Origin of the sequence: Shewanella sp. H8 (assembly GCF_040285065.1) — a bacterium.
GTDB classification, from domain to species: Bacteria; Pseudomonadota; Gammaproteobacteria; order Enterobacterales; family Shewanellaceae; genus Shewanella; species Shewanella polaris.
Genome location: NZ_CP157213.1, coordinates 1,327,858 through 1,351,120 on the forward strand (window position 1 = coordinate 1,327,858; position 23,263 = coordinate 1,351,120).

17 protein-coding genes are annotated in these 23,263 nt (G+C 40.8%); 6 read left to right on the forward strand and 11 right to left on the reverse strand.

The window, feature by feature from the left end; genetic code table 11:
• Positions 1-35: 35 nt before the first annotated feature.
• The 3 genes from ABIS04_RS05780 to ABIS04_RS05790 all read right to left on the reverse strand — a co-directional run bounded on the left by ABIS04_RS05780 (position 36) and on the right by ABIS04_RS05790 (position 3,440).
• A complete protein-coding gene (locus ABIS04_RS05780) occupies positions 36-1,643 on the reverse strand; it encodes a carboxyl transferase domain-containing protein (protein WP_350432877.1) in 1,608 nt (535 codons plus the stop codon).
• Positions 1,644-1,732: 89 nt separating this feature from the next.
• Complete coding sequence (locus tag ABIS04_RS05785; protein ID WP_350433394.1) at positions 1,733-2,902, reverse strand: isovaleryl-CoA dehydrogenase; 1,170 nt, start codon at positions 2,900-2,902, stop codon at positions 1,733-1,735.
• A 127-nt stretch (positions 2,903-3,029) separates the two neighbouring features.
• Complete coding sequence (locus ABIS04_RS05790; protein WP_137227312.1) at positions 3,030-3,440, reverse strand: MerR family DNA-binding transcriptional regulator; 411 nt, start codon at positions 3,438-3,440, stop codon at positions 3,030-3,032.
• Positions 3,441-3,759: 319 nt separating this feature from the next.
• Here ABIS04_RS05790 and ABIS04_RS05795 point away from each other — a divergent pair, with 319 nt between their 5' ends.
• Positions 3,760-5,679: a propionyl-CoA synthetase gene (locus ABIS04_RS05795; protein ID WP_137221854.1), complete on the forward strand. Its 1,920-nt coding sequence runs from the start codon at positions 3,760-3,762 to the stop codon at positions 5,677-5,679.
• Positions 5,680-5,841: 162 nt separating this feature from the next.
• Here ABIS04_RS05795 and ABIS04_RS05800 read toward each other — a convergent pair whose 3' ends face one another.
• Genes ABIS04_RS05800 through ABIS04_RS05810 form a run of 3 tightly spaced genes read right to left on the reverse strand, consistent with a single transcriptional unit; the run spans position 5,842 to position 9,292 of the window.
• Complete coding sequence (locus ABIS04_RS05800; protein ID WP_137221852.1) at positions 5,842-6,360, reverse strand: hypothetical protein; 519 nt, start codon at positions 6,358-6,360, stop codon at positions 5,842-5,844.
• Positions 6,361-6,375: 15 nt separating this feature from the next.
• The gene (locus tag ABIS04_RS05805; RefSeq protein ID WP_350432878.1) at positions 6,376-8,601 is read right to left on the reverse strand and encodes an aldehyde ferredoxin oxidoreductase; all 2,226 of its coding nucleotides are present in this window, start codon (positions 8,599-8,601) and stop codon (positions 6,376-6,378) included.
• Between the two features lie 37 nt (positions 8,602-8,638).
• Complete coding sequence (locus ABIS04_RS05810; RefSeq protein ID WP_350432879.1) at positions 8,639-9,292, reverse strand: 4Fe-4S dicluster domain-containing protein; 654 nt, start codon at positions 9,290-9,292, stop codon at positions 8,639-8,641.
• Between the two features lie 444 nt (positions 9,293-9,736).
• Between ABIS04_RS05810 and ABIS04_RS05815 the strand changes: the two genes are divergently transcribed.
• The gene (locus ABIS04_RS05815) at positions 9,737-12,133 is read left to right on the forward strand and encodes an OmcA/MtrC family decaheme c-type cytochrome (protein ID WP_350432880.1); all 2,397 of its coding nucleotides are present in this window, start codon (positions 9,737-9,739) and stop codon (positions 12,131-12,133) included.
• Positions 12,134-12,615: 482 nt separating this feature from the next.
• Positions 12,616-14,145, forward strand: a complete 1,530-nt coding sequence (gndA, locus tag ABIS04_RS05820; RefSeq protein ID WP_350432881.1) for an NADP-dependent phosphogluconate dehydrogenase — start codon at positions 12,616-12,618, stop codon at positions 14,143-14,145.
• A gap of 81 nt (positions 14,146-14,226) precedes the next feature.
• On the opposite strand, the gene ABIS04_RS05825 is transcribed toward gndA, so the two are convergent.
• Positions 14,227-15,120, reverse strand: coding sequence for a 1,4-dihydroxy-2-naphthoate polyprenyltransferase (locus ABIS04_RS05825; RefSeq protein ID WP_137221843.1), 894 nt, complete (start codon positions 15,118-15,120; stop codon positions 14,227-14,229).
• Between the two features lie 205 nt (positions 15,121-15,325).
• Here ABIS04_RS05825 and tesB point away from each other — a divergent pair, with 205 nt between their 5' ends.
• The 3 genes from tesB (at position 15,326) to ABIS04_RS05840 (ending at position 17,934) form a co-directional block, all read left to right on the forward strand.
• The gene (gene tesB, locus ABIS04_RS05830; RefSeq protein WP_137221840.1) at positions 15,326-16,186 is read left to right on the forward strand and encodes an acyl-CoA thioesterase II; all 861 of its coding nucleotides are present in this window, start codon (positions 15,326-15,328) and stop codon (positions 16,184-16,186) included.
• Positions 16,187-16,196: 10 nt separating this feature from the next.
• The gene (locus tag ABIS04_RS05835; protein ID WP_137221838.1) at positions 16,197-16,598 is read left to right on the forward strand and encodes a YbaY family lipoprotein; all 402 of its coding nucleotides are present in this window, start codon (positions 16,197-16,199) and stop codon (positions 16,596-16,598) included.
• Between the two features lie 97 nt (positions 16,599-16,695).
• Positions 16,696-17,934, forward strand: a complete 1,239-nt coding sequence (locus ABIS04_RS05840) for an MFS transporter (RefSeq protein WP_137221836.1) — start codon at positions 16,696-16,698, stop codon at positions 17,932-17,934.
• Here the strand turns inward: ABIS04_RS05840 and ABIS04_RS05845 are convergent.
• The 4 genes from ABIS04_RS05845 to ABIS04_RS05860 form a co-directional block, all read right to left on the reverse strand.
• Positions 17,931-19,304: a sigma-54 dependent transcriptional regulator gene (locus tag ABIS04_RS05845; protein WP_350432882.1), complete on the reverse strand. Its 1,374-nt coding sequence runs from the start codon at positions 19,302-19,304 to the stop codon at positions 17,931-17,933. The two genes, ABIS04_RS05840 and ABIS04_RS05845, sit on opposite strands and share 4 nt — an antisense overlap.
• A 2-nt stretch (positions 19,305-19,306) precedes the next feature.
• Positions 19,307-21,103 (reverse strand): ATP-binding protein, encoded by a 1,797-nt coding sequence (locus ABIS04_RS05850; RefSeq protein ID WP_350432883.1) that lies wholly within the window; start codon positions 21,101-21,103, stop codon positions 19,307-19,309.
• Positions 21,104-21,191: 88 nt separating this feature from the next.
• The gene (locus ABIS04_RS05855; protein ID WP_350432884.1) at positions 21,192-22,589 is read right to left on the reverse strand and encodes a TRAP transporter large permease subunit; all 1,398 of its coding nucleotides are present in this window, start codon (positions 22,587-22,589) and stop codon (positions 21,192-21,194) included.
• The gene (locus ABIS04_RS05860; RefSeq protein ID WP_137221828.1) at positions 22,589-23,242 is read right to left on the reverse strand and encodes a TRAP transporter small permease; all 654 of its coding nucleotides are present in this window, start codon (positions 23,240-23,242) and stop codon (positions 22,589-22,591) included. Before ABIS04_RS05860 ends, ABIS04_RS05855 begins: the two co-directional genes overlap by 1 nt.
• Positions 23,243-23,263 lie beyond the last annotated feature (21 nt).

The following is a 23,263-nucleotide window of genomic DNA, read 5'->3' on the forward strand; positions in this document are numbered from 1 at the left end:
TTTTACTCCTTATTTATCTGAATTAACCACATGAATTACATGCGGAACACCCCAAAGCGGGTGTCTTCAATAGGAGCATTTAATGCTGCCGATAAGGCTAAGCCGACCACGTCACGTGTTTGCGCCGGATCAATAATGCCATCATCCCAAAGTCGGGCACTGGCATGATATGGATGACCTTCTTTTTCGTATTGCTCAACAATTGGTTTACGGAAGGCTTGCTCATCTTCTGCAGACCATTCAACGTCTTTACGAGCTAAACCATCGCGGCGCACTGTGGCTAATACGCCTGCAGCTTGTTCGCCGCCCATTACCGAAATACGCGCGTTAGGCCACATCCACATCATGGTTGGTTCGAATGCGCGACCACACATACCGTAATTACCAGCGCCATAACTGCCACCGATAATGACGGTAAATTTAGGCACATTGGCACAAGATACTGCGGTTACCATTTTGGCACCATGTTTAGCAATGCCTTCGTGTTCGTACTTTTTACCCACCATAAAGCCGGTAATGTTTTGCAGGAATAACAGCGGAATTTTACGTTGGCAACACAGTTCAATGAAGTGAGCGCCTTTTTGCGCCGACTCCGAAAACAAAATGCCGTTATTGGCCACAATACCGACAGGATAACCGTGAATACGCGCAAAACCACACACTAAGGTTGCACCGTAGTTGGCTTTAAATTCGTCAAAATCAGAGTCATCAACCACACGGGCAATGACTTCTTTTACATCAAACGGCTTTTTAAGATCCGTACCGACAATGCCGTACAATTCATGGATATCGAACTTAGGAGGTTTGGCTGGACTTAATAGGCTTTTGATTTCTTTTTGATGATTAAGACGCAGTACTGCTCGGCGAGCAAGCTCAAGCGCGTGGTCATCATTTTGCGCTAAATGATCGGCAACACCGGATATTTTAGTGTGAACTTCTGCACCGCCAAGCTCTTCTGCACTGACTTCTTCACCGGTTGCTGCTTTCACTAATGGAGGGCCGGCTAAAAAGATGGTGCCTTGATCTTTGACAATAATAGATTCATCGGCCATTGCAGGAACGTAGGCGCCGCCTGCGGTACACAAACCCATAACGACAGCAATTTGCGGAATACCTTTGGCTGACATTTTTGCTTGATTATAAAAAATTCTGCCGAAATGATCGCGGTCTGGAAATACTTCATCTTGGCGGGGTAAATTCGCGCCGCCTGAATCGACTAAGTAGATACACGGTAAGTGACAACGGCTAGCGATGTCTTGCGCACGTAAATGTTTTTTCACGGTAATTGGGTAGTATGTGCCACCTTTGACCGTGGCATCGTTGGCGATGATCATGCACTCAACACCACTGACACGACCGATACCAGCAATAACGCCTGCCGCTGGGACTTCTTCGTCATAGACTTCGTAAGCGGCAAATTGCGATATTTCTAAAAAGGGTGAACCCGGGTCGAGCAGCTTTTCAACGCGCTGGCGCGGCAATAATTTACCACGAGATAAATGGCGTTCTAAGGCAACAGGGCCACCACCTTGTTCGATTTTTTTGAGTTTTTGTTGAAGATCATCGACCAATAACGCCATGCTGTCTGACTTGGCTTTAAATTCGTCACTGCGAGGATTGATACGGCTGCTCAGTTGCGTCATTTCTATATCCTTAATGAAGCAAAAAATAGGGGGCTTGATTAAGGCGACATGGCACGCTTGATATGTCGCCTTCGTACTGTAAAGGCTGGCTATTTTGACTCGTTAAACAATTCGCGACCAATTAACATGCGGCGAATTTCAGAGGTGCCTGCACCAATTTCGTAAAGCTTGGCATCACGCAATAAACGCCCTGTTGCGTATTCGTTTACATAGCCATTGCCGCCCAATAATTGAATAGCATCTAAAGCCATTTTAGTGGCAAGTTCTGCACTGTATAAAATGGCGCCAGCGGCATCTTTTCGGGTTGTTTCCCCACGGTCACATGACTTGGCAACACTGTAAACATAAGCGCGTGCAGCGTTCATACCTGTGTACATATCGGCTAACTTGCCTTGTACTAGTTGGAATTGACCAATCGACTTACCAAACTGTTCGCGTTCATGAATGTACGGGATTACGATGTCCATACAAGCAGACATAATGCCCAATGGCCCACCAGACAACACCACTCGTTCGTAATCAAGGCCGCTCATTAGCACTTTTACGCCATTGTTGAGGCCGCCTAAGATGTTTTCTTCTGGCACTTCGCAATCTTCAAATACCAATTCACAAGTGTTCGAACCGCGCATACCGAGCTTGTCGAGTTTCTGAGCTTGGCTAAAACCTTTCGATTCACGCTCGACGATAAAAGCGCTAATGCCATGTGCGCCTTTTTCTAAGTCGGTTTTTGCGTAAATCACATAGGTATGGGCATCAGGACCGTTAGTGATCCACATTTTATTGCCATTTAAGATGTAGCGATCGCCTTCTTTGCGAGCATGCAGTTTCATTGAAACCACATCAGAACCCGCATTGGGTTCGCTCATGGCAAGTGCACCAATGTGCTCGCCGCTGACGAGCTTAGGTAAGTATTTGGCTTTTTGAGCGTCATTACCATTACGGTTAATTTGGTTCACACATAAGTTTGAATGAGCGCCATAACTTAATCCAATAGATGCTGATGCGCGGGAGATTTCTTCCATTGCCACCACGTGAGCCAGATAGCCCATGTTAGCGCCGCCATATTGCTCATCAACAGTGACACCTAATAAACCCATATCGCCAAGTACTGACCATAATTGATTTGGAAACGCATTGTCGATATCGACTTGGGCGGCCATGGGGGCAATTTCGTTGGCGGCAAAACCACGAACGGCGTCACGTAACATATCTACATCTTCACCTAAACCGAAGTTTAGGCTGGTATATAAGTTGCTCATTTGCTTGTGTCCTGTTGAATTTTTATTATCGTCTGGCAATAAATGTGCTGCCAACGCTTTATGGTTGCGTTTTTGGCAGTGGGGCAAAGCTATTGGCTGAATTGAGTCAGCCATTTATATTTTGTTGTTATTTGGTTTTGTTAACTGAGTTATCCACTAATGCCGCTTTACATTGCTGCTCGGCGGAGTTGAGTTCCATGAGCACAACTTTAATGTCGTCCATTTGTTGTTGTAATGCTGATTTTTTGTCGTTAACCAAGTCAAGCATGGTGTTGAGCTGAGTAGAGCTACTTTTATCTGCATCGTAAAGCTCAAATAGACGGCGGGTTTCAGCTAACGAAAAGCCAAGGCGTTTACCGCGTAATATGAGTTTTAAACGGACTCGGTCTTTCAGGCTGTATATGCGTGTTTGTCCACGACGTTTAGGTTTAATCAAACCTTGATCTTCGTAAAAGCGAATACTGCGGGTGGTGATATCAAATTCTTTTGATAAGTCACTGATAGAATATGTCGATTGTGGGTTATGGATTGTGCTCATCATGTCACCAAAAGTGTTCCTTTTGATGCAAGATATATGAAGTTTACGTAAAGGTAAAGTTTGCAAGGGTGGGTTTCAAATTATATTTGGCTAAGTGCGTGTTAATTTTGCTTGCCACTTATGGGGGTATTATACCTTAACCTATTGTTATTTTGTGGATATTTTATTAGTGGTTATTGGGTTGCTTGCAATTAAACACTCGATTGAAACTATAGGCTTTTTTATCAATGTTGATGGATGTTATCCCTTTGTCTAATTGGGCTATTCGATGAATTCTGCTCATAATCATTACAATATAAGTTGATGAATGGAGAGCAACATGGCTGATTTGGGACTATCAATGCACGCACAATCGATAGCCGAGCCCGAAGTCTTTTGGCAACAAGCAGCAAAGGCCATTAGTTGGGACCTTGCGCCAAAAATGGTCTTAGATGATAGCAACAAACCTTTTTATCGTTGGTTTGCTGATGGAAAAATGAATACTTGTTTTAATGCTTTAGATCGCCATGTATTGGCAGGAAGAGGAGAGCAAACTGCGATTCATTATATTAGCCCTGTCACTCAAAATGAATACTCAATCAGTTATCAATCTGTATTGGCGCAGGTAAAACGATTGGCTGGATTGATGGTGTCTCTAGGTGTTGAAAAAGGTGACCGAGTGGTTATTTACATGCCAATGGTGCCAGAAACTGCCTATGCCATGCTGGCATGTGCTCGAATTGGCGCTATCCACTCAGTGGTATTTGGTGGTTTTGCAGCGAATGAGTTGTCGACCCGCATTAATGATGCCAAACCTAAACTAATCTTATCAGCTTCTTGCGGTATTGAGCCTTCTGGTGTTGTACCGTATAAGCCTCTACTTGATGACGCATTATCTCAAGCAAGTCATAAAGTTGACCATTGTATTATTTTAAATCGTACTGAATTCCAAGCTGAGCTTATCTCGCCCCGAGATGTTAATTGGTACGAAGCGCTAGTAGATGCGCCAGACGCTGAGTGTGTATCGCTCGATGCAACCGATCCTTTGTATGTGTTATATACCTCAGGCACAACAGGGCAACCTAAAGGTGTTGTGCGTGATAATGGCGGCCATGCTGTTGCATTAGCGTGGTCGATGAAACACATTTATGACATTGGTGTAGGCGATGTTTTTTGGGCTGCATCCGATGTGGGTTGGGTGGTGGGGCACTCGTACATTGTATATGGGCCATTACTGGTTGGCGCAACAACCATAATGTATGAAGGTAAGCCTATTGGTACTCCTGATGCTGGCGCATTTTGGCGTATTATCGAACAAAAACAAGTGCGGAGCTTTTTTACTGCACCAACGGCTATTCGTGCCATTAAGCGGGAAGATCCAGAAGGCGACTTTATCAAACAATTTGATTTATCCTGTCTGAAGCAAATGTATTTAGCGGGTGAGCGTTGCGATCCTGAAACCCTAAACTGGAGTCAGCGACACTTAGGTAAACCTGTGGTTGATCACTGGTGGCAAACTGAAACTGGTTGGCCTGTGGCGGCAAATTTAATGGGAACTGACCCTATTGAAATTAAAGCGGGTTCGCCAGCAAGAGCTGTGCCTGGTTATCAAGTTGAAATTTTAGATGCCATGGGCGAACAAGTGGCCACGAATGAAAGTGGAAATGTAGTGATTAAACAGCCCTTACCACCGGGTACGTTGACGACTTTATGGCAAAACGATAAACGCTATATCGACAGTTACTTGTCTATGTATCCAGGTTATTACTTAACCGGAGATGCGGGTTATATTGATGAGGATGGTTATTTATACATTATGAGCCGGATTGACGACATCATAAATGTTGCTGGACACCGTTTGTCCACAGGTCGATTTGAAGAGGTGTTATGCCAACACGAGGCTGTCGCAGAGGCTGCGGTAATTGGTGTGCAAGATAAACTTAAAGGCCAAGTGCCACTTGGGTTAGTGGTGCTTAAAAATGGCGTCACTTTGTCAGATGAGGTTTTATACAAAGAGTTACTAGCATTAGTGCGCCATGAAATCGGCCCTGTAGCTGCATTTAGATTAGTCAGTGCGGTACAAAAATTACCCAAAACCCGTTCGGGTAAAATATTGCGCGCTACAATGCGTAAAATTGCCGATAACAATGAATATACGGTTCCAGCAACGATTGAAGACCCGATGACCTTGGACATCATTCGTAGTGCATTGACTAAGATGGGTTATGCCGATGCATTGGCTAAAGAGTTAACCGTTTAATGGTGTGATTGGCTGAATTAAATATATTGAGGCGTGTATGTTGTTATGAGCTGAAAATAGGTTAATTGAAATAGGTCAATTGACGTGAAGATTAGGATTCGAACAATTAAAAAAGTGCCAAGTATTAACTTGGCACTTTTTAATATCGTTTATATTATTGGGTTATGCAGAATATTCAAAAGGATCTACATTACCCAAAACCGATGCGTACTTGATTGTTATAAATTTAGTTGAAAAAAATTGCTCAACTCCGTCGTTAGATGTTTGCATACCGATATCATCAAAGCCTTCTGCAGCTTGGAATTTACCTAATAATTCACCTAACTCTGCCTTCTCCAAATTATAGGGAGGATGAGTGAAGTTACTTGCAGGAATAACTTCACCTAGTTCTGAATAGCGTCTAACTTCGTTAGCTATTGTGTCAAGTAAATCACCATTGTGAACACCAATCCATTGCACCGCGTAACTTTTTACTATGTACTTTTTAGAGTAAAAGTAAAAATCATCTTTTGCTTCGATAATAACAATATCTGCATATTGTTCATCTTCAATTAATGTTTGATATGCGGCATTGATATCCTCTATTTCTAACTCTAGACCTGCTACTGCAATAATTTGATCTGCAGTAACAAGGCGACCATCTCGACTTAATAAACGGATGTAATCAACTAATTCAATCATAATTTCACCATCGAATTAAGCAGGTAATAAACCTAAGCCTTCAAGTCTATCTGCTGCGTAGCCAAGATTAAATTTCTCAAGGGTGGCACGTGTAGGAACACCGGTTGCTTGATCCCAGCCCATTTCTTCATAGAACAAGTCTAATCCAAGTTGAATGTCGTCACGATCCATTTTTATTGTACCTTCATCGCCAAATGCAGCTTCTGGATCCATGTCATAAACCCACTCACATAATGCATCATGTTTGTTACGTTGATCCGGTTCTTTCATTTGTAGTACTGATAATGCACGGTGAAGTTGTAAGACTCTCTCTGCTTTATCATCAAGCTCTTGCTCGGAGGTTTCAATCCCTGTAACCAGAGAGAACATTTGTGATTCAATTGAGCTATCACCAAGATAGTCTTTGTTAACATCTGGAGAGACAAGCAGTGGGAACATCCAGTTACACACAGTAAGAGAATCATGTAGAACGTTTTTCACTAAACACCATTTGGCAAACTTGGCTTTAGAAACATTCATCGCTGTATAGTGTTTAACAGGGTCAAAAGCATTTTCGCCCCACATTGATTCCGCTACTTCGGCAATTTTTGCATAAGGTAGGCCACAATTAATTAAATTAATATGTGAGTGACATTGTGGGTCGCGGTTAAATACCGTTGCCAATAATGCACCGACTTGACCAGCGGCTTCACTCGCATGGTGTAGACCACCCACCATTGAACGGTTAAAGACATGTACGCCTTCATCAAGGAATACACTATAGGTTTGACCTAATAAATTCTCTTCAGCATCAGATTCAAGGGCAAATGTTAATCCTGCCATTCTTGGTGATTCAACATCATCGAGAACATCTTGAATGTTATACAATTCACCTTCATCATTAATAAAATTGTGTAATCCGGTACCGAGAAAACGTCCAAAATAATTCGAGCCATTATAAGATTTGGCTAAACCAATACGAGTATAATAATCTTGCATAAAGTGGGCATCTAGATTTGCATACTGTTCCCAATTTATGGCTGCAAACTCTTCAGCAGGTAATAAAATTTCCCAAAATGAACGTTTAGTGAATTCGCGCATTAGGTGTGACAATTGACCATAGGCACTCCAAATCGCTAAGTTATCCATGTAATAACCACCAATAGTCATGATATCAGTCTTTTTTTCACCGTTACCAGGTTGACCCATTGAATACCAAGGATCTAGAAATCCCATACACGTGTTGGTGAGGTATTCTGTTGGTAAGTTATACTCAGTTTTCATTTTAGGGTTTTTGAGTTCACAAAAACACCGGATTGGGCAAGAGTGACAACCACCAGGGCGTTTAAAGATTTTATTGGCTTCTTCACGGCCAAAATACATTTCGGCCATTGATGTGCGCATACCGACTTTTTGACGGTCATCCCAAGGTGTTTCTTCCAGAATAACTGGGTCATCTGCTGCACCCCAAGTCACCCCAGGACCTCCACGCCAACGACTAATACCAGCGTTAAATTCTGCCCAAGACTGAGGGTCATGAGGGACCACGCCCTGATTGTTTGCGCCGATAATACCTAGAATGTGATCATCCAGTGCACGTAGTTGTTCATTGGTCGTGCTTTCGGCAATTTCTACACGACCTGTACCGATAATACCAATGCCTTTTAATTTTTTAGAACCTAATACTGAACCATGCCCACCGGCAGAGTGACCACCTTGGGTTTGTATGGTGGATTGTGCAACTAAGTTTTCTCCGGCTGGGCCAATTGCTGCCACTTGGGCTTGTTGTCCCATCATTTTACTAATAGCGGCAAAGGTATCAAATATGCCCACGCCCCATAATGAATCTGCAGGTTCAATTGTAACTTTGTCATCAAGAATTTTTAACCACACAGGCGAAGGCGATTTACCTTCAATAATGATTGCATCGTATCCAGCATATTTTAATTCAGGTGAAAAATGGCCACCAAAATGTCCGTCGGTAATTAAATGCCCCCTGATTACAGGGTTTCGAGAGGTAATAGTTGTTCGTGCAGAACATATTGCGCCAGAACCACTTAGTGGGCCGGCTGAAATAACTAATCTATTTTCTTCATCGGTTGCTTTAATTCCATCGACGTGGTTATCCCATAATACTTTATAACCAATACCCATGCCGCCAATATAATCGTGGTATTTTTCTGTTGTTTCTTTAGTAATTGTACTTGTCGTTAAATTCACTCGTAGAATATAACCAGCCCATCCGCCATATGTACTACTCATAATGATTCCTTAAAATTTATTAATATTTAAATGAGAGTTAAATGAGAGTTAAATATTTCTCATGCTGTTCCACTGCAGCAACGGCGTCTTCCCACGTATAAAATTTGATAGCACCAGTCGGACAAACTTGGGCGCAGTTAGGAGCTCCTTCACAAAGATCACACTTAAGTGACTTTCTTGTTAGGCTATCAATTGTGATAACTTGTTGTGGGCACTTGTCTGCACAATAGCCACAACCAACACAAAGAGAGTCATCTACAACTCTTGCTCCTGTGGCCTCATTGATATAAATAGCGCCTTGAGGGCACACTGTCATACAGACATCACATTGGCGACATGTAGACGGAACAATAGTGCCATCTCCTTGTTCGCCACGCTGGTCTTCATAGTTGGCTTGAACACCTAAAGGACCAAAATTAAGATTTCTATCAACTTTGATTCTTGCTGTGCTTGGACTTACGGCAGAGGTTCCATGACTCCAACTACAAGCAATTTCACAACGACGACAACCAACACAATAAACAGGATTTACGACCATTAACCCACCAGCAAGAACTTTTACTACAGGGGTTTCACTTGTATCATCATCACTACTTCCACAACCAGTTAGAAAACTAGCCAAGGTTCCGTAGTAAACTGTACCAACAGCAACTTTTGCTCCATTGGCAAGTAACGTTCTCCTTGTAATCATTTTCGTTTTCCTTATATTAGTTATTAACTGAAAATATAATTATTCTTTTAATTAATCTAGTGTAAGTATTGGCTAATAATAATTGAAATAAGTTGATATTGATCACGTTTGAATCCGCAATTGTCCACAATTTTATGAATGTATAAAATGAGTCACTATTTAAGCGAATATATTATATTGGATTGAGTTTTAGATATTAATTTATTGTATTTTAATTTTGGTATTTTCTGTTTTGGATTATAAGTTAGTTTAATTCTACATTTTATAATTGCCGATTTCATATGTCGTTTTCTGTAATACAAATGCTTGTTGTATATTTAATTAATACTTAGTCAAATTGTACCAATATAATTATTTACATGATCTTAATCACGATAATATTCTTTCAGATGAGAAATCATTATAAATAGAGTTGTCCGTGACAAAAATAAAAAAGGAATACCTATGATGAATGTAAAATTAGCGGGGAAATATAAGCCATGGTTGATGCTGCCATTTATATTGGTTCCCATATTTACGCTTACGGCTTGTTCGGATAGTTCAGATGATCCAGTGGGAGAAGATGTTGGCGATGGGAATGTAAATGTTTCTATTTTGTCGGCTAAATCTTTAAAAGCATCAATAGAAACGGTCTCAATTGATGATAATCTTGCTGTTTCATTTGATTTTTACTTGAGTAATGCCAACGGTGTTGCTGTTGTCGGTCTCGATACATTAGAGTCTATTCCGACACTTGGCGCCGGTATAGCCAAATTAGGTGACGAACAAAAACGAATTAGACCATTAAATAGTGATCAAGAGATTGTTACTGCAGAAGAAAATTCTGATTTATCCCCACAACCTCAGTGGACTAGTTACATTAATAATCTCGTTGAACCTGGAGATGTGGCTGATAACGATTTAAAAACAGGTTGGGATGAGAATAAAGGGAGTCAATGGCAAGCTGGTATTGAAACCGATTGCGGAGTGGAGTGCATAACATCTATAGGTAATGGAGTATATCGTTATACTTTTAAACAAACATTAGAAAGCTATTCTGCAATTGATGCTATTGATACTCATTATGCCCCAGAGTTAGTTCACCGTATCTATCTAGAGTTATTGCCATACGCTGAAGCATCTGCTTCTACCATGTTGGTTAATACTACATTTGATTTTGATCCTCTCACGGGTGTCGAAGCTGATCCTGCCGACAGTCGTGTGTTGGTATCTCAAGAACAAAGTTGTAATCGTTGTCACACTACTGATTTAACATCTGACAACAGTATATTAATGCATGGTGGTAAGCGCTTTGATTATGAAGGTTGTGTGATGTGTCACACCAGTTATTCTGGTGATCCTGAAACGGGTGCCAGTATTGGTATGGCAACATTAGTACATAAAATTCATAAGAGTGATTATGTAATTGTTGGTTATCATGGTGCAGTGCATGATTATAGTGGTGTAACTTATCCTGGTGATATGCATCAATGTCAGCAATGTCATATTGAAGACGTGGTGCCACAAGCCGATTTTTATCAATATCCTGGCCAAGAAACCTGTTTAAGTTGTCATGAAGAATATGCGCCAGAAAACTGGGATGGAACTGCTGTTGGGTTATTTCATGATCGAGATGCTTTTCCACAAGCATGGGACATGAGCTGCAGTGGCTGTCATCCAGATGCTAATAATCCGCTAGGTTCTGCTTTATTCCATAATGCGACGGCAAAAATTAATGAAACCGTAGCAGCGAAATATCAATTTGCACTGACAAGTAGTGTATTAGATAGCGATGCTGGCACATTAACCGCCGAATTAACGTTCGATAGCCTCAGTTTAAGCCCTGACTCCGATCCTTCATTTGAAAGTTTATGGTTAGTTGCAGTTGGTAATGAAAACCAAGTTAATATGCCAGCCAATAATGGCCAACGTTTAGTATGGAACCTTATTGATGGTGACGATAATGTTAGCTTAGTGAGAGCTGACAACAAAATTACCGCTGTAATTAGCAATATTAATACGGCAGATTTTGGACTTACGACTACGGGGTCGTTATACGCTAAAGCTTTTGTTTGTGGCGATAAAGAGACTGGAATTGTGACTTCATGTGAATCAGACACCGCAACATCGGTAGAAGTTTCAGCTGATTCTGCTATTGCGTTAACAGCAAACGTTACAAAATACACTGAACTTGTTAGTGAGCAAAAGTGTGTTGCCTGTCATGATAATCAGTTCCAAGACCGCATCAATACCGCTCACTCTATGTTAGTCGCTCCTGCTAACGGCGCTGATTGTGGATCATGTCACGCACCACAAATAGCCACAGGTTTGGCTGATGGTAGTTGTAAAAGTTGTCATAGTAATAACATGGTTAAATTCATGAATGCGACTGTTATGCATACTCCTGGTGAAGCAAGTATCAAAGCATCTAGAACACTTGAAAATAGTTTGAGTTATCGTGAGTTAGTGCATTCGTTGCATGCCAATACGCGTACAACTCAAGATACGATTGACGGTGATCGTGAAATGATGACATATCCTGGTGATGCAAGTAATTGTCGTGCTTGCCATGATGAGGGTCAGTTAACATTAGAAAACTTAGCATATGAATCCTCAGTTATTGTGGCACGAAAAGGTGCAACGTTAGCTGGTGAAACAGCAGAGTATTCACCTACTGTGTCAGTTTGTGCGACTTGCCACAGCAATATTGATCAATGGGCCGGACATGCGAGAGCATTTGGCGGTGTTTATCAAGCCGACGCGAGTTCAGGTGCTATTTATCAACCCGGTAATGAAAGCTGTATTCTTTGTCATGCTGAGGGGAAAAGTGAAGGTGTCGATGTTATGCATGGCGTTAAATAAGCGATAGCTTATTGCTAAAATATCGTTCATTAAATAATGTAAAATAGAGTGATAAAGGTTGATACTGAAAAGTATCAACCTTTATTTTATCATTGATTTTATTTAACTACGCTCAAGATAATAAACGGTGATTAAATCATCTTGTCTTACTAACTAATGGTGCTTATTGACTTATATAGATGCGCTATAGGTGTGTCAATATCCATAGTGAGTAAAAAAAAGACAAGTTTGATATGAAATAGGCAAAAAACTCTGATATTGGCGGACTTACCCCATCTCTTAACCTGTGTTGATATTATTTATTAAGCTATTGTCTTTAATGATGTATTTTGGATAGTGTTTTATTTATCACCTATATTGCATTTTATGTAATAGTGTATGCACATTTTGTGACTGTAATTTAGTTACATAAATCAGTATAATCATCTTCCAAATGGATTCGCACTACGCGATTAATCTCTGTGACCAGTGGAAATATGCTAATGACTAACCACTTCAAACAATCTCACGTCGGCGTTATTGGCCTCGGTGTGATGGGCAAAAACCTTGCATTAAACATAGCAGATAACGGCTATCATGTTGCTGTTTTCGATTTAGATACTCAGAAAGTTAATGCCGCGATTACTCAAGAGCAAAACGAGCGAAAAACGGGTATAGCAGTACGCATGCAAGCTTGTCATAATCTTTCAGAAATGCTTGCCAATTTGACTACCCCTCGAGTTATTGTCTTATCAGTGCCTGCCGGCGCACCAGTAGACGGTGTGTGTAAATCTCTGATAGAGGCAGGTATTGAAGTAAACGATATTGTTATCGATACTGGCAACAGTTTATGGACTGACACAATAGAACGCGAAGCACGTTATAAAGATCAGTTTGTTTTCTTTAGTTCAGCGGTATCTGGTGGTGAAGTCGGCGCACGTTTTGGCCCGTCATTAATGCCAAGTGGTCATGAAAGCGCATGGCGTTATGTTGAACCGATTTGGAAAGCCATTGCCGCTAAAGTGGATTCGGCAACCGGTTTACCTATTGAGCGTTTTGAACCGGGTAATCCAGTAACCGAAGGTGAGCCGTGTACGACTTATATTGGTCCTGCTGGCTCTGGTCATTATGTTAAAATGGTTCACAACGGTATTGAATATGCGGATATGCAGCTTATTTGCGAAGCCTATCAATTACTCAGTGATGGTTTAGGCATGTCTGCCCATGACATCGGTGATGTGTTCAATGGTTGGAATAAAGGTATTCTTAACAGTTATCTTATGGAAATCAGTGCAGAAGTCTTGCAGCAAGCCGATCCATTAACAAGTAAACCGCTAGTCGAAATGATTTTGGATAAAGCGGGTCAAAAAGGCACTGGTCTATGGACTGCGGTGAGTAGTTTACAAATTGGTTGTCCAGCACCAACCATTGCAGAAGCCGTTTACGCACGTGCAGTGAGTACCCAGAAAAACTTACGTATGCAGTTAAACGCAAAGCTTGCAGGCCCTGCACCTGTTAGTTTTAGTGATGCAGAAAAAGTGGAGTTTATTGCTAATCTTGAAGATGCATTATATTGCGCCAAAGTTTGTTGCTATGCGCAAGGATTCCAGCTGATGGCGATGAATGCTAAAGAGCAAAAATGGTCTTTAGATTTTGCTGAAATAGCTAAAATTTGGCGAGCTGGTTGTATTATTCGTGCTAGGTTCCTGCAATCAATTACTCAGGCTTATCAAGATGATGCAAACCTTGAAAACTTGTTGATGGCTGACAGTTTTAGTCAAACATTGTCACAGAAACATCTTAATTGGCGTAAAACAGTTGCGGCCTCTGTTATGCAAGGTATTCCTGCACCATGTATGAGTTCTGCTATTGCATATTATGACAGTTACCGCTGCGAAACATTACCCGCTAACTTGTTACAAGGTCAGCGTGACTTTTTTGGTTCGCACACCTTTGAGCGTGTAGACAAACCTGCGGGCGATAAATACCATTTAGATTGGAGTGCGAAGCAACGTACGTTATCTAAAATGTAGTCGGTAACATCGCTAAAAAAGGCGCCTAATTGTAAAATTAGGCGCCTTTTTAATGGTTTTTGCGTTGACGTTATAAGGTTTTTAAGCCAAAGAGAAATACAATCCAGTGCTAAATAGTAGACTGAAAATCATAGTTAATTTTGCTGTTTGGCCAAGTATCGGATTTAATGCCTCACCAGAATTATTATGAAATTCGTGGCTGAGATTCCGTGCAATGACTAATGATACGCCTGATAACAATACCGGCAATCCATCGAGTGAACCTAACAAAAAGCCCCCTATGATGATCCCAAAAGGTAAATAGACAAAGCTTTGATACAGAATTTTTGCTTGCGCCTCACCAATACGAACGGCCAAAGTATTTTTACCTGCTTTGGTGTCGGTAGAAATATCGCGAGTATTATTAACTAGCATGATAGCGGCATTAAAAAAGCCAATGGCACAACCAAGTAACCATGCTGTTAACGTGGTTGCTCCTGCTTGTAGGTAATAACTGCCGACAACGGCCACTAGACCAAAAAACACGAATGCAGCTATTTCGCCTAATCCATGTGAGGCAAGCGGATAAGGGCCTCCGCTATAACATAACGCACCTAAAATAGAGGCCGCAGCAAGAATAGCAATGGGCCATCCACCATGAAAAATCAGCAATGAACCGACTAATAACGCTGTGATTAGGCATCCGATCATAGCATTACGCACCGCTGAGGGAGCAAGGATACCGCTTTGGGTTACTCTAACAGGGCCAATTCGTTCTTCGGTATCGATGCCATTTTTAAAGTCAAAATAGTCATTAGCGAGGTTAACAGATATTTGTAACAATATGGCACATAGCATTGAAGTAAAGGCGATGAGTAAGCTAAATTGTTCTAGCCCGATGGCGAGCATATTGCCAATTAATAATGGACCAATTGCAGCAGGTAACGTTCGAGGACGAATCGCCATAAACCATGATTGAATTGAGCTAGATTGCATAATATTGTGAGACGCAGCATTGATTAGTCATGTCTAATAGCATATCAAATATTCAATTAAACTGCAGATATGAATATTTGCGTTGCATCACTATTTTAGAAATTGTCATTTGAAAACTAAATTCAGTCATTAGGATAGATTAAGCTAGAAAAAATCAGCTTAACTAAGGTAATCTAAGGTTAATTGATGTTGTAGAGAAGGTGTTATGAGTCAGGTATTAAACGATTTATTGTCATTATTATCACTTGAAAAACTTGAGGATGGCCTGTTTCGTGGCCAAAGCCAAGATTTAGGTTTTGGACATGTGTTTGGTGGTCAGGTAATGGGGCAAGCATTAAGCGCGGCAAAACAAACCGTTAGTGAAGATCGCCATGTACATTCTTTACATTCATATTTTTTACGTGCTGGTGATGAAAAATTACCGATAATTTATGATGTTGAAAATATGCGTGATGGTGGCAATTTTAGTGCGCGTAGAGTGAAGGCTATTCAAAAAGGTCGACCAATTTTTTATATGGCCTGTTCATTCCAGACTGTTGAAGAAGGTTTTAGTCATCAAGACAAAATGCCAAATGTGCCTGGGCCTGAGGGGTTGCTGAATCAACAAGAACTCGCGATGACCATGCGTGATAAAGTACCTGCGGCAATGCTTGAAAAGTTTATGGCAGATTCTCCAATAGAAATGCGCTCAGTTAATCCTATTGATCCGATAGCTCCTAGTCCATGTGAACCTAAACGTTATGTTTGGATACGCGCTAATGGCCAAGTCCCTTCAGATCACAGTATTCAAGAATATTTACTCGCTTATGCATCAGACTTTAATTTTTTAGCCACCGCGACTCAACCCCATGGGGTGTCTTATTTAACGTCGGGCATGCGAATGGCGACTATTGATCATGCGATGTGGTTTCATAGGCCATTTAATATGGAGGAGTGGCTTTTGTATTGTATTGATAGCCCAAATGCTGGCGGTGGGCGTGGTTTTGTTAAAGGACAGTTTTTTGATCAACAAGGACGCCTTGTGGCTTCGGCCACACAGGAAGGTTTAATCAGAATGACCAAGTAGGGTGAAAATAATGATTAAGAAAAGAATAATATTAGTGTTTGTCGCTTTCATGACTTTGATGCTAAATGGTTGTGTAACCGTAGAACCAGAAAAACCTGTGATTGTTTATGGCTATGCCGGTTATGCTGAAAAAGTTGCCTTGCCTCAAGGTTGTAAAATTAACATTGCCTTGATTGATTTTAATACCCCTGGTGCGATTATTTCACAGAAAAATTTTGATATTGCCACAGCACCTGTACCGTTTAAATTTACCTTACCGGCGGAGTTAATTAATAATAGTATTGATTATGGTGTGGTTGCGATGATTACTTACCAAGGCAAGGCAATTTTTCAGACTTATAATAAGTATCATGTGATCAATAACGGTCAATTTACCACTCAAGTCTTAATGAAACGGGTTAAGCAAAGGTAACAACAACGTAGCTCACAAACTCTTAGCCCCGTCATTGATTTATTCATGTGACGGGTAATAATCTTTTTCTACCCTAATAGTGTTGTTTAGGTTGTTTATGACAGAGTTAACCCCTATTTATCGTTCTCATGCGCAAACTCGTTTGATTTGGGCTTTGTGTATCGCTTCTATGGTGATTTATATTAATTTGTACACGGTACAAGGCATGTTGCCTTCTATTGCTGAGCATTTTGATGTGTCGGGCGCACAAGCCACTTTAGTGTTGTCTGTTACCAGTTTTACGTTGGCATTTTCATTGCTTTTTTATGCGATATTATCTGACAGAATTGGGCGGCTAGCTCCTATCGTCGTGAGTTTGTGGCTGTTAGCTGCATCAAATATCTTATTAATATTTGCTCAAACATTTGATGATTTATTGTGGGTGCGTTTACTGCAGGGAATTTTGTTAGCGGCAGTACCTGCAATTGCAATGGCGTATTTTAAAGATCAATTGGCACCTTCATTTATGCTGAAAGCTGCTGCTGTATACATAATGTCCAACAGTATTGGCGGAATCGCGGGGCGAATCTTTGGTGGATTGATGGCACAAAACTTGTCATGGCAGTCGTCTATGGGTTTGGTGTTTGTGGTGACATTAATGGGTGTGGCATTGGTAACATATTTATTACCACGAAAAGAAATTAAACCCCAAATAATTAAACAAAGAGTGTCGTTGCTACGTAAGGTTAAACAAGATATTGACGGTTTTGTGTTTCATTTGTCTGACTCTCAAATGCGCTTGGCTTATATTATTGGTGGCTTAGCATTTATGATGATGGTTAATCAGTTTAGCTTTATTCAGTTGCATATTATGGCTGAACCCTATGGTTTGAGTCGCTTTCACGCAACATTGATTTTTTTATGTTATTTAAGTGGCACCTTTGCGTCTTACCTGTCGGCAAAATGGATTGTACGTTATGGTTCAATGCCATTATTTAGGGTAGCACTATGCTTAATGCTAGTTGGTACCTTGTTGACCTTGGTGGATACACTAACAGCGATTGTTATCGGTTTTTTGATTAACGCTTGTGGTTTTTTCTTAACCCATAGCTGTTGCAATTCATTTGTGGCCATTCGAGCTACCACTCATCGTGCTAAGGCTACATCGCTGTATTTATGTTGTTATTATCTTGGTGCCTCTTTAGGTGGGCCATACCTAATGTTGTTTTGGCATGAAGCTGAATGGAATGGGGTTGTGGTGGGGTCTATGAGCCTTTTAGCATTGTTGCTGGTGGCTATTTGGCGTTTAGGGATACATCAAAAGCAGCAGCTCGTTGATGTATCCGCGTCTAATTAGCTCTCGATAAATTGCTTTCTATCAAGGTCGAACTTGCGCATTTTATCGTACAAGGTTTTACGTGGTAGCTCGAGTTGTTCCATGGTTAATTTGATGCTGCCTTTATTGTGACTTAATGCTTCTTCAATCTGCATTCGTTCAAAAAACTCAACTCGTTGTTGCAGTGACATACTCGTGTGCATGGTGGTGTGATTGTCTAAGTTACCTGCAAAAGCGGCTTCAGCGCCAAGTAATACGTAACGCTCGGCTAAATTGCGTAATTCACGCACATTGCCTGGCCAATCATGAGAGCTAAGCACTATGGTTTGTTGAGGAGTTAATGCGATTAACGCTTTATGGTAACGTGCAGATGCAATGCGAGCGAAGTGCAAAAATAATAACGGTATGTCTTCGAGACGTTCTCGAAGTGGTGGGATGACGATGGTGACTAAGTTTAGACGATAAAGTAAATCTTGTCTGAATAGACCTTGCTCGCATAATTTTTGTAGGTTGAGTTTTGTGGCGGCAATCACCCGAATATCTAGATCGATAAGGGTATTAGATCCTAAACGTTCTACTTTTCGGTCTTCTAACACTCGAAGTAATTTAACTTGCAACGCCATTGGGGTACTTTCGATTTCATCTAAAAATAGCGTGCCACCGTTGGCGTATTCGAATTTACCAATACGACGTTTATCTATACCGGTAAAAGCTCCTGATTCTGCACCAAAGAGTTCGCTTTCGATTAAGTTTTCAGGGATTGCCCCGCAGTTAATAGCAACAAAGTTGGCTTTGTTTCGATAGCAATGATCATGTAAATAGCGTGCGACTAATTCTTTACCTGCACCAGTTTCACCTTCAATCATAATATCTGCAGGTGTGTCGAGTACTTGGTCGATTAAGTTACGCATCTTCATTATGCTTGGGCTGTTGCCTAGAATTCGTGGGCCAGGTGCGATGTGAGATTCTAGTTCGCGCTTTAATTTTCGGTTTTCTAGAGTTAAAGATCGTTTATCCAATGCGCGTTTGGTCACATCTAATATATGTTCGTTGTTAAACGGTTTTTCGATAAAGTCGTAAGCACCTTTTTTTAATGCATCGACTGCCATGGCAATATCACCAAATCCGGTCAGCAATACAACGGGCAAGTCATTATCTTGCTTCTTTAGTTGTTGTAATAAGCTTAAGCCATCTAATTGTGGCATATTCACATCGGAGATTATTATCCCTGGCCAATTTGGACTGATGTGGTGAGCAATGATCTGTGGGTCGGTAATGGCCAAAGCTTTGATGTTTTCGAGCTTAAATAATTGCTGTAATACTGTGCCGATATAGGGCTCATCGTCAACAATAATGACTTGGTAGTTGTTGATGTCTTGTATTTGGGTCACGTTTACACTTCCTCACGTAAATAAAGCGGCAAAATAATATGAAAAATGGCGCCACCTTGTTGTGCATTCTCGACAGTGATAGAGCCTTGCATTGATTCGATTATTCGCTGCGATATAGATAATCCTAGCCCTAATCCTTGGCGTTCACTGGTGGTGTAGTAGGGCTCAAATATTTTACTCATTTGGCTTTCTCTTACGCCTGGACCATTGTCTTGAATATTAATATTCACTTTACTGTCGCAATAGACTTCAATTCGCAACAGTCGTTCAATGGATTGCTGCATTGCAACAATGGCATTACTTATTAAGTTAACTAATACTTGCTGTAGCCTGACACTGTCGCCCCATATTTGGCATTTTCCATCTAATAACGTTAATGACAACCTAACACTCTGTTTGTCCATTTCGGGCTGAACGATAGTGAGTGCTTGCTCAATGGATTGGTTAACTTCAATGGCGCTATCTTTACCTTGGGATTTGCGGGTAAAACTCTTAAATTGACCAATAATATCAGCAAGTCTGTCAGTTAGTTCTATCATTATTTTGATATTACTTCCCGCATCATCAATCATATTACGATCTATAAACGTTTGAGTATTTTGGGCGTAACTTCTTAATGCAGCCAAAGGTTGATTAAGTTCATGGTTAATGCTGGCAGAAAGACCGCCAATCACAGTAAGCTTTGCTGCTTGGATTAGTTCATCTTGGGTATCTTTAAGCTGCGTGTTGGCTTGTTCTAATGCTAACGTACGATCTTTTACGCGTTGTTCTAGTTGATTTTGTTCTTGACGCATTCTACGCAAATTTTTACGACGCTCTATACTGTACAGTATAAATAATGCCAATAATAAATACAGGGTAGTGGCCAATAGCATGACCGGTGGTAACGATTCATATAAAGGCTTCATTGGCGCGAGAATGTGAACGTTCCAATTTGCATTTGGCATTAGTTGATGCCGTTCGAGGTATTTAGCGTTCCCGTCTAATGATGATATTTTATATACCGGAGATGTATCTGCATCACTGACGATAAAACTAGGGCTCAAACTGAGCTCTCCAATAGGTCTGTTGGCATACCGTTTGGAAGCATTTAACGCAAAACGTTTGGCTTGAGTTAGCGGTGTTAATGAGTTAAATCGCCAACTATTTACACTCGAAAGAAATACGATATTATCAGGATCACTGATCATAAATTCATATTGGCTGGCAATTGCAATTCCACTACTTTGCTGCTCAATTAAACTAATATCGACTTTTACGACGATAACCCCTAATACCACACCCTTATGATAAACCGGATTTGCAAAATAAAAGCCACGTTTATTTGATGACGTACCGACCGCGTAATACTGTCCTGATTTGCCAGAGATAGCATCAATAAAGTAGGGCCTAAATGAATAGTCATGATTGATAAAAGAGTTTGGTATATTCCAATTACTGGCTGCAATAGCGACACCGAGTGCATCTGTAAGGTAAATGTCTGATGATTCGGTAACTTGTTGCAACTCAGATAGGTAAGCATTGAGTTTTTCAATCGTTTGAGGGTTTTGCTGATCGAGTAAGCCCTGTTCTAAAATGGGGTTCTGTGCCAGTACCGCTGGGATATTTTCGTAATGTGAAAGTGCATTATCAATAAAAATCACCAATTCATTGATTTGTTTATCAGACTGTTCGGCAATTGTCTCTGTGCCTTGTTCCAGTAAATACCAATATGTAATTTTTAGAGTGAATAACAGGCCTAAAATAAGCAACATGCCTATAAAGAAATTCCGTTTTTTGATACTAGAGAATGAAAGCATTCATATTCCCTGTGGCTATTATGACTTAGTGATGAGATAAAAAAACGAGCCTTAATTAAGGCTCGTTTATAATACGCTAATTATTAAACTAGTAACCGTTTAATTTGTCGATGTATTCCGGTAGAAATAGTGAAATTTGTGGAATATAAGTAATTAACATTAAGAAACCGAGTAACAGTACTAGCCAAGGCAGGCAGGACTGAATGACCCATCCCATACTTTTACCAGTAATCCCAGCCGTAACAAAGAGATTGAGTCCTACGGGCGGTGTGAGCATGCCTATCTCCATGTTTACTACCATAATGATCCCTAGGTGGATAGGATCAATACCAAGTTGGGTTGCTATAGGAAACAGAATGGGGGCCATAATTAACAAAATGGCTGAAGGTTCCATAAAGTTACCGGCGGCTAATAATAACAAGTTAACTATGATTAAAAAGCCCCATGCTGGTAAGCCTAAACTCACAATTGCTTCTGCAATAATGTGCGGGATACGTTCAGTTGTTAAAACGTGCGCGAATAACATTGCATTGGCAATAATGAATAACAACATAATACTGACTTTAGCGCCATCTCGTACAACATGACGAATTTCTTTATCAATAGGTGTTTTGATAACAGCAAGTAGCATGTAGGCAATGTTTCGTAATGAAGCGACCGCTATAGATTCTTGTTTATTACGCCAAGCAACATTTTTGAGTGGCCCAATATCACGATATCCAAATACAGCAATAAAGTAAGCATATACACAAGCTACAGCAGCGGCTTCAGTCGGACTCGCGACACCACCATAAATGGCACCTAATACAATAAAGATTAATGCTAAGCCGCCAAAAGCCTTGGCACTTGATAAACCTAGGGCTTTTATTCCTGGGAAAGGACGTGAAGGGAGCTTTTTTATACGGGCAACTATGTAGATAGCCAACATTAAAATAAAGCCCATCATTAACCCTGGAATTAAGCCTGCCATAAACATTCTTGCTGCTGACACTTCAGTTGCTGCGGCATAAACCAGCATAACAATAGAAGGGGGGATTAAAATGCCTAACGTTCCTGATGTGGTAATCACACCAGCGGCAAACTTTTCTGGATAACCAGCGCGCACCATGCCGACAATGACAATAGAACCAATTGCAGCAACAGTGGCTGGAGATGAGCCCGATACGGCTGCAAATAACATACAAGCCATAACGGATGCCATGGCAAGACCACCACGTATATGACCGACACTGTCCATAGCAAAGTCGATAATGCGCCTTGCTACACCACCAGTAGACAAAAATGCTGATGATAAAATAAAGAACGGGATGGCTAATAAGGTGTAATGCTCTGAGGTTGACCCATACAGTTTTAGTACAATTGAGGCGAGCGAATCATTTGAAAATAACAAAATCGTGAGTATGCTTGAAAAACCTAAGGCTATCGCAATAGGCATCCCAATCATCATGCAAATAAATAAAGCGAGAAATAGTGTGGCTATAGTCATTATTTCGCATCCTTATCATTTTGTTGTTCAGGTGATGCGGATAGTGCAGCTTCATCGATTAAATGCATACTGTCTTTAGCTTCGTCAGCCAATTGGAAGCCAACAGCCTGGTTCTTTAAGATAGCGATAAATAATTCAATAAAACGCCAAGTGAGCATAGTGAAACCGATTATTATAATACTTTGAGATAACCAGATAGGTATTGCCCCGTCTTCTACATCAATACGTAAAGTCTCCCAAGCAAAGTCAGGGTCAAGTTGATGAATAAACCAAGCCGGAAAATCAATATCTTCCATAGGGATGCCAATTTGATACATTTGGCTGAGGTAGTCCCACGATCCTTTTAAAAATATTCCGCAGTAAACCAAGCAGCATAAGCATGCAAAGATGGCGACTGCTTTTTGAGGCTTGCCTGACAATTTAGAAACAAAGGCATCAACACCGATATGAGCCCCTACTTTTACACCATAAGACATACCAAAAAGTACGAACCAACCACATAGAGTGAGGGTAAGTTCTTGGATCCATAAAAAACCCGTATTAAAAAAGAATCGTGCAATGACTTCGCCAAAAACAAGCAATGTCATGAGTGTAATCAAAAGATTAAGGAACCCTTCTTCAAAATAACCAAATAGTCTTGAAATCACGGTCATACTCCTTGAGTAAAAAAAGGG